The organism is Stenotrophomonas sp. AB1(2024) (genome assembly GCF_037482345.1).
GTDB lineage: Bacteria > Pseudomonadota > Gammaproteobacteria > Xanthomonadales > Xanthomonadaceae > Stenotrophomonas.
Map to the genome: position 1 here is coordinate 3654728 of NZ_JBBHKO020000001.1, position 12063 is coordinate 3666790.

The window sequence follows — 12063 nt, forward strand, 5'->3', positions numbered from 1 at the left end:
CAGGCGCAGGGGCCGGACAGGCGTTCGGGGCGTTTACACACCAGACGGGCGGGGGCCCGGTTGCACCGGTGAAAGGTGTTGCTGCTTGCATCCAACGTTGCGTCATCGGGCCTGACAACAGGCCGCGATGTGCCGACGCATTGCCGTTTTTTCCGGGTTAAAAGCCGCTATTCCGTACGTCATAGGGAAGTCCGTATGAAGCAAGCGTTTCTGTCAAAGGGATCCATCAGCGTTGCCACCGCGCTCGCCGTGCTGCTGCTCGCCGGCTGCGCCACTCCTCCGGCACCGGATTTCGGCGGTCGCTGGAAGCCTGTGAACCGCTTCGCCAGCACCACCATGGAAATTCCGCTGTACACCAGCTACGTGTACCAGGCCTCGCCCATGGACGGCACGTTGAAGACCATGCTCGAACGCTGGGCCAAGGATTCGGGGATGACGCTGGATTACCGCATCAGCTCCGATTACACGCTGTACGGCGCGGTCTCCACGATCGGTACCACCAATCCGCAGCAGGCGATGATCGATCTCACGGCTGCCTATGCAGGGCAGAGCGTGTCGGTATCCATCGTCGGCAACCAGATCGTCGTGCAGTCCACTTCCGCTTCCTCGCCGACCGCTGCCGCCGGCAGTGTCGACGCGTCCAGCGGAAGCTGAGTCCGCGCCGGTATCAGCGAACGTGAAGCTGCCCACGCGACGCGTCGGGTGCTGCGCCCCTTGATGTTCCAGCAGTACGGATGAACCCATGTTCCGAAAGAAGGAAACAGGCAACAACCCCAAGGTCGACCAGGCGGTCGCCAAGGCGGTGAGCTATGAGTTGACCGTTGCCGACATGGCGCGCCGCAGCGAGCGCCGCGCCTGGTGGGTGGCGACCGGTTCGCTGGTGATGTCGTTGGCGTTGGCCGGCGGCTACTACTACATGCTGCCGCTGAAGGAGAAGGTGCCGTTCCTGGTGATGGCCGATGCCTACACCGGCAACGCGACCGTGGCCCGCCTGGGTGGTACTTACGGCGCCGAATCGATTACCGCCAACGAAGCGATCAACCGCAGCAACGTCGCCCAGTATGTAATGGCGCGTGAGTCGTTCGACTCGGCGGTGATGGGCCTGCGCGACTGGGACCTGGTGTTCACGATGTCCGCCGAGCCGGTGGCCGCCACGCAGCGCCAGCGCTATGCGAACAACAATCCGCAGAACCCGGTGTACGTGTACGGTACCAACAAGGCGATCCGGATCAAGATCCTGAGCATTACGCCGCTGGCCTCGGAAGGTAACGGCAGCTTCCGTGGTGCGTCGGTGCGTATCCAGCGCAGCCTGCTCGACAAGACCACCGGTGCCGCGCAGTTCCTGGACAACAAGCTGGTCACCCTGCGTTTTGACTACCGCACCGACCTGGCGTTGAGCGAACAGGATCGCATCCTCAATCCGCTGGCCTTCCAGGTCACCGAGTACCGCGTCGACAACGACTACGCCCGTGGCGTGCCGGTGCCCGACGATGCGGACATGGCCAAGCAGGCAAGCCAGGCCGCTGCGGCACAGGCAGCACAGGCGACGGCTGCAGCCGCTGCGGCGCCGGTATACGACCCGAACAATCCGACCGCCGCCACGATGATCGATCCGGCCACCGGCCAGCCGGTGGCCGTTCCGGCCCAGGCAGTACCCGGCCAGATGGTGGAGCCGGGCCAGCCGGTGCCGGGTCAGATGACGGTGCCTGGCCAGGTGCCGGGCCAGCCGATGCAGCAGCAGGTCCCCGGGCAGGCAGTGCCGGGCCAGGCGATACCAGGACAAGTCGCGCCGCGGCAACCGGCCACCGTGCCGGCACAGAACATTTCCACCGGAACTGCTGAGGGAGCAAGCAACCGATGAGTAGTAGCAAAATTTGGTGGGCCGCATTGGCCTTGGTGCCGATGATGTCCCTGGCCTGCGCGCCTGCGAAGGCCCAGGTGGTCGACCACTACGAATATGAACAGGACCGCATCTATCCGGTGCGCACCGGCCTGGGCCTGACTACCCAGATCGAACTGAGCCCGAACGAGAAGATCCTGGACTACAGCACCGGTTTCAGCAGTGGCTGGGAGCTGACCCGTCGGGAGAATGTGTTCTATCTCAAGCCGAAGAACGTCGACGTGGACACCAACATGATGGTGCGCACCGAGACCCATTCGTACATCTTCGAACTGAAGGTGGTGGCGACCGACTGGCGCCAGCTCGAGCAGGCGCGCCGTGCCGGCGTGCAGTACAAGATCGCCTTCAGTTACCCCAGCGATACCGAGTTCGGTACCGCCCAGCAGGCGGTGGATGAAGAAGTCAAGCCGCTGCTCAGCTCGGAGCTGGCCAAGGACCGTCAGTACAACTTCGACTATTCGTACTCGACCCGCCGTGCCAAGAAGATGGGCTGGCTGATCCCGGTCAATGCCTACGACGACGGCCGTTTCACCTATCTGAAACTGCCCGCGTCGCCGGAGTACAAGACGGGTATTTTCCCGGCGGTGTTCGGGCGTGAGAGTGAATATGGTGAGGATTTCGTGGTCAACACGACAGTGGAGGGCAACTCGCTCATCGTGCATGGCACCTATCCCTACCTGGTCATCCGCCACGGTGACAACGTCGTCGGTCTGCGAAGGAACGTGAAGAAATGAGCCAGCACAACACTCCCGGCAACGAGCCGAACCAGGGCCGCGACGACGGCGACACGCCACGCAACCCGTATTACGGCCAGAACGTGGCCGATAACAATCCCAATCTTGACGCCGCCGCCCCGCAGCTGCGTTCGGCCGAGGAACAGCGCCTGAACCGCAAGGCGTTGGCGTTCCTGGGCGGCATCCTGGTGCTGGTCATCGCCATGGGTTTCCTGTTGCTGCGCAAGAGCAGTGACCAGGACGGTCCGGTCAAGCTCAATGAGCAGGCGCGCGTCTCCACCCCGGAACTGCCGACTGCTCAGCCGCCGCCGCAGGCGCCGCCTGCCGAGGCTGCCCAGCCGATTGAAATGCTGCCGCCGTTGCCGCCGCCGCCGCAGAACAATCCTTACGTCACGCCGCCGGCCCAGGTCAGCGACTACGCAAATCAGAATACCGGACCGCGCGAACCCTCGCTGCTCGATCGCCGCATGGCCTCGGGTAATGGCGTGGGCGGCGGTGGCGGTGGCGGCGGCGGTCAGCTGACCGATCCGGCCGGGCGTCCAACCGACGAGTACACCCGCGCCATGCTCGCGCAGCTGCCTGGCGCCCAGCAGGCCGCACCGGCCAAGGTCCGCCGCGGCCCGGATGTGGAAGACGTGTCCAGCGCGAGCTTCATCCGCAGCCCGGATGCGTTGCTGGTGCGCGGCACCTACCTGCGCTGCGTGCTGGAAACCCGCATCATCACCGACGTCTCCGGCTTCACCTCGTGCCTGCTGACCGAACCGGTGTATTCCATCAACGGGCGCAGCCTGCTGCTGCCCAAGGGTTCGAAGATCTACGGCGCCTACGGTGGCGGCCCGACCGGCAAGCGTGTGGAAGTGATCTGGGATCGCATCACCACGCCCAACGGCATCGACGTGGCCATGTCCAGCCCGGGCATCGACCAGCTCGGTGGCGCTGGCCATCCTGGCGATTACAGCGCGCATTGGGGTAGCCGCATCGCCTCGGCGCTGATGATCAGCCTGATCGCCGACGCCTTCAAGTACGCCGCGGCTGAACATGGCCCGGAATCCACCACCATCAGCAGCAGCGGTTTCGCCGTGCAGTCGCCCTATGAAAGCGCCACCGCGCGCAGCATGGAGCGCCTGGCCAATGAAGCGATGAGCGAGCGTCGCCCGCCCACCGTCACCATCAACCAAGGCACCGTGGTCAGTGTCTACGTGGCAAAGGACGTCGATTTCAGCGACGTGCTGCCGCACCGACGCTGATCGCCTGGACAGAACATGGACGCCGAAGTGGCCCCTGTAGCCGACGTTTCCAGTGAGTTCCTCAGGTACCAATACGAGGTCCTGGGCATTCACCAGTACATGACTTCGCCCGATGTGACGGAAATCTGCATCAACCGTCCGGGCGAGGTGTACCTGGAAACGCGCGATGGATGGCAGCGTGTGGAGGTTCCCACGCTGACCTTCGAGCGTGCGCGTCAGTTCTGTACCGCCGTGGTCAACGAGAGCAACACCGGCCAGCGCATCACCGACGTCGATCCGGTGGTGTCGCTGACCTTCCCGACCGGCCAGCGCGCACAGTTCGTGATCCCGCCGGCCTGCGATGCCGGCAAGGTATCGATCACCATCCGCCTGCCGTCCAAGCACACCAAGACCCTGGAGCAATACCAGAGCGACGGGTTCTTCAACCAGATCCTGGAGCAGGGGGCCGCACTGAGTGAGCAGGACCAGGAACTGTTGGCCCTGCGCCAGAGCCGCGATTACGCCGAGTTCTTCCGCAAGGCGGTGCAGTACCGCAAGAACATCGTGGTTTCCGGCGCCACCGGCAGCGGCAAGACCACCTTCATGAAATCGCTGGTCAACCACATTCCGGCCAACGAGCGCCTGGTCACCATCGAGGACGCCCGCGAGCTGTTCATCAGCCAGCCCAACGTGGTGCACCTGCTGTATTCCAAGGGCGGGCAGAGCGCCAGCAACGTTACCGCCAAGACCTGCATGGAGGCGTGCCTGCGCATGAAACCGGACCGGATCATCCTGGCCGAGCTGCGTGGCGACGAAGCGTTCTACTTCATCCGCAACTGCGCGTCCGGCCACCCCGGCTCGATCACCAGCTGCCACGCCGGCAGCCCGGAGCAGACCTGGGACCAGCTCGGCCTGATGGTGAAGGCATCGGCCGAAGGCTCGGGCCTGGAGTTCTCGGTCATCAAGCGCCTGTTGATGATGACCATCGACGTGGTCGTTCACATCAAGGCGCATGCCGGCAGCCGCTATATCACCGGCATCGATTTCAGCCCCGAACGTGCCCTGGCCGCCGCAGGGAGTGACGCCTGATGCTGCCCGGCCTGGAAGCCATGGCGTGTCCGGAAATGGCGGTGTCCATGGACGTGATGCAGCATGTGATCAACGTCGAATCCTCGCGCAACCCCTACGCCATCGGCGTGGTCGGCGGCGCCCTGGTGCGCCAGCCCAAGCAGCTGGACGAGGCCTTGGCCACGGTGCGCATGCTGGAAGAGAAGGGCTACAACTTCTCGGTGGGCCTGGCCCAGGTCAACCGCTACAACCTGGCCAAGTACGGATTGGACTCGTACGAGAAGGCCTTCCAGCAGTGCCCGAACCTGCAGGCAGCGTCGCGCATCCTGGCCGAGTGCTATGGCCGCTCGGGCAATGACTGGGGCAAGTCCTTCAGCTGCTACTACTCGGGCAACTTCACCACCGGCTTCCGCCACGGCTACGTGCAGAAGGTGTTCGCGTCCATCTCGCGCCAGCGCGGCAGCATGGTCGCCGCCAACGGCGCGGCGCCGATCGACGTGGTCAGCCGTGCGCAGCGCCGCGTGGTCGACGTGGCCCATCACCCGCAGTTCAGTGGCCAGCCGCAGGGTGTGGCCGAAGCCCGCGTGCAGGCGATGCAGGCGCTGGCGCCTACCTACGCGCAGGCCGCAGTGCCGGTGGATCCGGCGCGCGCTTACGAGGTATATCCCTCCACTGCCGCAATGGTGCGCGGTGGCCTGGTGCGCACCGCGGACGCGGCGCTGTCGCGGGTGGTCATGGGTGCCATGGACCAGATCGTGCCGCAGCCACAGGCCGCCCAGGCATTCGCGCCGCCGCCCATCGTGCAACAACCGGTTGCACCGCAACCCATGCCAGCGCAGAACAGCGCCGGTCCGGTCATGGTGCGCGCGTGGAGTGAACGCAATGCACCGGTGGCATTGCCCGCGCAGGCCGCACCTGCACAGGCAATGCCGGTACAGAACATCCCCGCAGGGGATGAAGCCTTCGTGTTCTGAAGGACCGATCCAGTCGTGTTAGACCATCAACAAGGAAACCCCAATGAAGCGTAACAACCTCGATATCGCCCAAGCCCAGCGCTCGCTGAAGACCGTGCTGATGGCCGTTGCCTTCGCCGCTGCCGTGTTCGTGCCGGACGTGTTCGCCCAGGCCACCAACTTCGGTGGCACCGACACCAAGGTCTGCGGCTTCTTCTCCAACATCAACGGCCTGCTGAACATCGCCTCGATTGCCGTGGTCACCATTGCCGTCATCTTCGCCGGTTACCAGATCGCATTTGCCCACAAGCGCATCGCCGATGTGGCGCCGATCCTGATCGGCGGCCTGCTGATCGGTGCTGCCGGCCAGATCGCCAAGATGCTGCTCGGTGACGGCAACGCCAGCTCCTGCGCCGGCAGTGCCACCGGCGCCATCATGAACGCCGTCCAGTACTACAGTGCATAAGAACGTCCTGTTTCGCGGTTGCACGCGGCCAGCGATGTTTCTGGGCGTTCCGTACGTCCCGTTCTTCCTGGTCGCGGGCGGCTTGTTGTTGCTGAGCATGTACATCGACATGCGGCTGCTGATCACCATCCCGATTGCCATCTTCATTCTTCGTCACATGGCCAAGCGCGATGAAATGATCTTCCGCCTGATCGGCTTGCGCCTGCAGTTCAAGTTCCGTGCGCGCAACCTGCAGCAGCACGACGGCATGTGGGTGTTCACGCCCAACCATTACCGCGACAAGCCGCCGCCGTCGGCCTGACCTCGGCACGCTACAGGCCGGGCAGGCGATCACATCGCCTGCCCGGTGCAAGGACCGCACCATCCCCGCAGCACCCATTGGAAGCCGTCATGTTCAGTCCCGATACCTCGATCAGCGAATTCATCCCCCTGTCGTCCCATGTGGCGCCGACGGTCGTCAAGACCACGGGTGGGGATTTCCTGCTGACCTGGCATCTGGAAGGCCTGCCGTTCGTGGGCCGCGAGGATTGGGAGCTTGAACACCGCCACAACACCTTCAATCGACTGCTGCAGACCCTGCGCGCACCGGATTTCGTCAATGTCGCCTTCTGGGTGCATGACATCCGCCGTCGCCGCCAGCTCAAGGGCAGCAGCACCTTCGGTCAGCGCTTCAATCAGGACGTGTCCGACCAGTACATGGGCATGCTGTCTTCGCAACGCATCATGCAGAACGAGCTGTACCTGACCATGCTCTATCGCCCGGTGGTGTCGGGCAAGCGCTTCATGGACAAGTCTTCCAGCATCACCCAGCTGCAGGCCGAGCAGGACCAGGCCGTGTCCAAGCTGCTGGAACTGGCCGGCAACGTTGAAGCCGTGATCCGCGACTACTCGCCGTACCGCATGGGCATGTACGAAGCCAAGAACGGCATGGTGTTCTCCGAGACCCTGGAATTCTTCGGCTACCTGCTCAACCGGGTGGACGAGCCGGTGCCGGTGCTGTCCGCACCGGTCAAGGATTACCTGCCGATCAGCCGCCACATGTTTTCGGCCAAGACCGGCGATTTCGTGATCAGCACGCCCAATGGCGTCAATCACTTCGGCGCCATCCTCAACATCAAGGAATACGCCGAGGGCACTTATCCCGGCGTCCTCAATGGGTTGAAGTATCTTGATTTCGAGTACGTCATCACCCATTCGTTCAGCCCGATGGGCCGCCAGGACGCGCTCAAGGTGCTGGACCGCACCAAGGGCATGATGATCTCTTCCGGCGACAAGGCGGTCAGCCAGATCGTGGAGCTCGACCAGGCCATGGACCAGTTGTCCTCGGGCAACTTCGTCCTGGGTGAGTACCACTTCATCATGGCCGTGTATGCCGACAGCCAGGAAAAGCTGTCGCAGAACATCGCCACCACCCGCGCCGAGCTGTCCAACGCCGGGTTCGTGTCGACCAAGGAAGACCTGGCCGTCACCGCGTCGTTCTATTCGCAGTTCCCGGCCAACTGGCGCTACCGCACCCGCTTGGCCAACATCAGTTCGCTGAACTTCCTGGGCCTGTCGCCGCTGCACAACTTCGCCACCGGCAAGCAGCACAACAACCCGTGGGGCGACTGCGTGACCACGCTGCAGACCACCAACGGCCAGCCGTACTACTTCAACTTCCACGCCACCCATCCGTCGGAGAACTCGCTGGGCGAGAAGGCGATCGCCAACACCATGGTGATCGGCAAGTCCGGTACGGGCAAGACCGCGTTGATCAACTTCCTGCTCAGCCAGGTGCAGAAGTACGACCCGTCGCCAACCATCTTCTTCTTCGACAAGGATCGCGGCGCGGAGATCTTCGTGCGCGCCTGCGGCGGCAACTACCTGGCGCTGGAAAATGGGCAGGCCACCGGCTTCAACCCGTTCCAGTGCGAGAACAACGAAGCCAACGTGCAGTTCCTGGCGGACTTGATCAAGGTACTGGCGAACAAGAACGAGTACAGCGCCCGCGAAGAAGAGGACATCTTCCGCGGTGTCGAGAACATGCTCGACACCCCCATGCACCTGCGCAGCATGACCAATTTCCAGAAAAGCCTGCCCAACATGGGCGACGACGGTCTGTATGCGCGCCTGCGCAAGTGGACCTCGGGTAACTCGCTGGGCTGGGTGTTCGACAACCCGGTCGATACCGTCGACCTGAGCCGTGCCAACATCATCGGCTTCGACTACACCGACATCATCGACAACCCCGAAGTGCGCGTGCCGGTGATCAACTACCTGCTGCACCGCCTGGAATCACTGATCGACGGCCGTCCGCTGATCTACGTGATGGACGAGTTCTGGAAGATCCTGGACGGCGAGGGCGGCCTGAAGGAATTTGCCAAGAACAAGCAGAAGACCATCCGTAAGCAGAACGGCCTGGGCATCTTCGCCACCCAGAGCCCGGAGGACGCGCTCAAGAGCGACATCGCCGCGGCCCTGATCGAACAGACCGCCACGCTGATCCTGCTGCCCAACCCCAATGCCAGCCGTTCGGATTACATCGACGGGCTGAAGCTGACCGAGTCCGAGTTCAAGGTGGTTACCGCCCTGGACGAACGCTCGCGGTGCTTCCTGGTCAAGCAGGGGCATGCCGCCAGCGTATGCCAGCTCAACCTGCGCGGCATGGACGACATCCTGTCGGTGATTTCGGCCTCCACCGACAATATCGACGTAATGCACCGCGTACTGCTCGACGCCGCCCAGCGCGAGAAGGTATCGCAGGCCGATCTGACCCCGGAGCAGTGGCTTGGTGAGTTCTACAAAAAGCGCAAGGGCTCTGGAAAGCCCGCCGGGACCCGACAGGACGCCGTTGCCTGACGGTCCGCCGACCGATCAAGGGCCGGCATTCGCCGCATTCGATGGAGACAATGATGGATACCGCTATGAACCCGAAGAAGACTCGCCGTAGTCATTTCAGCTTCCGCCTGGCGGCGTTGTCGCTGGTGACCGTGCTGATGTGCAATGCACCGGCACCGGCCTATACCATGCCGGTCGTGGAAGTGGGCCCGAATGTCTTCCAGTCGATCATGAACCAGATCAATACCTACAAGGCCGAGATCACGGCCGTCCAGGCCAAGGCGCAGGATGCCGCCGAATATGTCGAGCAGCGCTTGAACTGGATTCGCACCCTGGAGCAATACAGGCAGGCGTTGGTTGAAGTACAGGCGGTGCTGAATGACTTCGGGATGCCGCAGGGCATCGCCCTGACTCCGGTGGGCGAGAACTACCTGGTCAGGGAGACCTGCGGCAGCAAGACCGATTTCAGCCCGACGGGTCTGTTCAAGACCTTCGTGTTCAATCCGCAGGACGACTTCAAGGAACAGCAGACCCAGATCTGCGTGAACATCCGCATGATGCAGAACCGCAAGTACAACGAGGCGGTGATGTTCATGACCTACTCGGTGCCTAAGATGGAATCCTCGCTCAACCGCATCTTCAAGCTGCGCATCCTGAACAACAACCAGGGCACTGTACAGGGCGCCGATAGCGAATCGCTTCGCATGGCCAATGACCTGGCCGTGCAGTCGCAGATCTGGCAGTCGCGGATGCGCTCCTATGACGCCTACATCGAAGTGATGGAAGGCAACCAGAAGGTGGTGGCCCAGAACGCACTGAAGGGCGACACCACCAACCAGGTCATCGGGACGCTGGTCAAGACCGCGGCGCTCAAGGGCGCACTCAGCGTCAAGTAAGCGCCCACGCAGGTTCAGCGGGCCTGCAAGGTAGTGCCGGGCCCAATGCAGTAGCAGCATCACCAAGGGATTGTGGAAATGTCGATCAGGTCGATTGCCAACGTTTTTGATTTCTCGGGCGGATTGCAGGATCTTCTGGGCTACGCGGTGCGTGTCCAGTCGATCGGTGATTTCGTCTTCTTCAAGCTGATTCTTGATTACCTGCGCGATCGCATCAACGATTTCGGTATCGAGATGATGGGCCGCATGATGGCCTGGGTTGGCGGCATTGCCCTGGTATTGATGACGTTGTGGGTGCTGGTGCAGGGCTACCGCATCGTGACCGGCCAGAGCCGCGATTCGATGATGGTGCTGGTCACCAACATGGCCCGTGCGGCGCTGATCATCAGCGTGGCAACGTCCATGGCGATGTTCGGCAGCAGTGTCAGCGACTTCCTGACCAAGGACGTTGGCGGCCTGATTACCCGCGTTGTCACCGGCAACGGTGGCACGGCCGAGGACCAGATCGACAAGAGCCTGGCCTGGATGCAGGTGGCGTTGTCCAGCATCGATGCGATCAAGGTGCTCGACGACGGCGGCCTGCGCGAGGAAAAGACCCGCGCCATGTGGTTCATCGGCATCGGCACCGGTGGCCCGGCGGTGACGGCTGGCGCCATGCTGCTGCTTTACCAGGTGGCCATCGCACTGTTCATCGGATTCGGTCCACTTTTCATATTGTGTCTACTGTTCGACCAGACCAAGCAGTTCTTCCAGAAGTGGTTGTTCTACGGCATAGGCACCATGTTCTCGATGGCGGTGCTGTCGGCGATGGTGTCGATCGCGCTGGACATGGTCATACGCGTCTCCGCCGCGTTCTGGACCTCGTCGCTGATCAACAGCTTCTTCCTCAAGGACGCGATGAGCGACGGCATGACCAGCCAGGCCATGCAGCAGGGCGGCATGGGCCTGATCCTCACGACGCTGATCCTGACTGCGCCCCCAATGGCGGCGATGTTCTTCCAGGGCACCCTGGGCAGCTTCATGGCATATTCCCAGATAGGTGGCTCGGCAGCCGCAGGCCCGCAAGGCCAGCCGCCGGGTTCGTATACGCCGCCGCAGACCAAGAATCCTGAAACCAATATGGGAGACACGGTTGGACAGCAGCACGTTGGAAGATCAGTTTCCCAGTCAGCCCCTGATACTGCTAGCGGTTCCGGTAAGTATGGCAATGCAGACGGTCGTTGAAGTTCTTCCGAGGCGCCTACCTTGAGTGGTTTTTGGAATCAATCATGAGAAAGCTAATAGCAGCCATTTTCCTTCTGGCGGTTTCGCAAATCGCATTTGCTGAGGGCGCTTGCCCGCCTGGATCCTATCCCATAGGCGGGCAGGGTGTTCAGGGTTGTGCACCAATACCGGGTGGTGGCTCGGGTACCTCCGAGAGGAGAATGGTTGCGGATGGGAAATGGGAAACCAGGTGGGGCGCCGTGTCGGAAGATACGGAAAGCATGGCGACCGGCGCATCCATATCAATGAAGTCAAAGCGCCTTGCCGTTGCGGCGGCCGACGCGGAATGCAAGAGGCTCGGTGGCAAGAAGTGCAAGCTTCGCTTGGCGTACTTCAATCAGTGCATTGCAATCGCTGATCCAGACGCCGGTCAGCTCGCCAGCGGTGGTGGGAAGTCAATGGTGGTCTCAGCCGAGACGGTTGAGAAGGCGAAGGAAACTGCGCTCTCCAAATGCCAAGGCGCCGAGAATGGCCAGACCTGCGAGATTGTCTACTCTGCCTGCAGCATGTCTGAGTACAAGGCATATCGTTGATTTTCCGCGCTTGGTGCCGAGCGCTTGTCTGCGCCGGTTTCATGAACGCCGGCGGCGTCACGGGGAGATTGGCTTTAGGCGTCTGGACGATGTGGTCGCAACGCGTGGTCGACCACGAGCTGGCTGTCTTGGATCCGTACGGGATCAGCGTGCTCTCGTAGTTCCATTATTTGTCCAAGGACGACATGATGAGAAAGACTTCGATAT

At 62.4% G+C, this 12063-nt stretch carries 12 protein-coding genes; all 12 read left to right on the top strand.

Going from position 1 to position 12063, the window contains the following annotated elements; genetic code table 11:
• Positions 1–195: 195 nt before the first annotated feature.
• The 12 genes from WIX41_RS16385 (at position 196) to WIX41_RS16440 (ending at position 11856) form a co-directional block, all read left to right on the top strand.
• Positions 196–654 carry a hypothetical protein gene (locus WIX41_RS16385; protein WP_339449297.1) on the top strand — a complete coding sequence of 153 codons (459 nt, stop codon included), beginning with the start codon at positions 196–198 and terminating at the stop codon, positions 652–654.
• Positions 655–742: 88 nt separating this feature from the next.
• Positions 743–1861 (top strand): virB8 family protein, encoded by a 1119-nt coding sequence (locus tag WIX41_RS16390; protein WP_339449298.1) that lies wholly within the window; start codon positions 743–745, stop codon positions 1859–1861.
• Entirely contained in the window at positions 1858–2634 is a 777-nt protein-coding gene (locus WIX41_RS16395; protein WP_409187421.1) for a TrbG/VirB9 family P-type conjugative transfer protein, read from the top strand. Before WIX41_RS16390 ends, WIX41_RS16395 begins: the two co-directional genes overlap by 4 nt.
• Positions 2631–3881 (top strand): TrbI/VirB10 family protein, encoded by a 1251-nt coding sequence (locus WIX41_RS16400; protein ID WP_339449301.1) that lies wholly within the window; start codon positions 2631–2633, stop codon positions 3879–3881. Before WIX41_RS16395 ends, WIX41_RS16400 begins: the two co-directional genes overlap by 4 nt.
• A 15-nt stretch (positions 3882–3896) precedes the next feature.
• Complete coding sequence (gene virB11, locus WIX41_RS16405) at positions 3897–4949, top strand: P-type DNA transfer ATPase VirB11 (RefSeq protein ID WP_339449303.1); 1053 nt, start codon at positions 3897–3899, stop codon at positions 4947–4949.
• The gene (locus WIX41_RS16410) at positions 4949–5902 is read left to right on the top strand and encodes a lytic transglycosylase domain-containing protein (RefSeq protein ID WP_339449305.1); all 954 of its coding nucleotides are present in this window, start codon (positions 4949–4951) and stop codon (positions 5900–5902) included. The genes virB11 and WIX41_RS16410 overlap by 1 nt, the downstream gene beginning before the upstream one ends.
• Before the next feature lie 43 nt (positions 5903–5945).
• Positions 5946–6347 carry a TrbC/VirB2 family protein gene (locus tag WIX41_RS16415; RefSeq protein ID WP_339449307.1) on the top strand — a complete coding sequence of 134 codons (402 nt, stop codon included), beginning with the start codon at positions 5946–5948 and terminating at the stop codon, positions 6345–6347.
• A complete protein-coding gene (locus WIX41_RS16420) occupies positions 6340–6648 on the top strand; it encodes a type IV secretion system protein VirB3 (protein ID WP_339449309.1) in 309 nt (102 codons plus the stop codon). Before WIX41_RS16415 ends, WIX41_RS16420 begins: the two co-directional genes overlap by 8 nt.
• An 89-nt stretch (positions 6649–6737) precedes the next feature.
• The gene (locus WIX41_RS16425) at positions 6738–9185 is read left to right on the top strand and encodes a VirB4 family type IV secretion/conjugal transfer ATPase (RefSeq protein ID WP_339449311.1); all 2448 of its coding nucleotides are present in this window, start codon (positions 6738–6740) and stop codon (positions 9183–9185) included.
• 53 nt (positions 9186–9238) lie between these two features.
• Complete coding sequence (locus WIX41_RS16430; RefSeq protein WP_339449313.1) at positions 9239–10060, top strand: hypothetical protein; 822 nt, start codon at positions 9239–9241, stop codon at positions 10058–10060.
• A gap of 78 nt (positions 10061–10138) precedes the next feature.
• A complete protein-coding gene (locus WIX41_RS16435) occupies positions 10139–11284 on the top strand; it encodes a type IV secretion system protein (RefSeq protein WP_339449315.1) in 1146 nt (381 codons plus the stop codon).
• Positions 11285–11328: 44 nt separating this feature from the next.
• Positions 11329–11856 (top strand): DUF4189 domain-containing protein, encoded by a 528-nt coding sequence (locus WIX41_RS16440; protein WP_339449317.1) that lies wholly within the window; start codon positions 11329–11331, stop codon positions 11854–11856.
• The last annotated feature ends 207 nt before the right edge of the window (positions 11857–12063 follow it).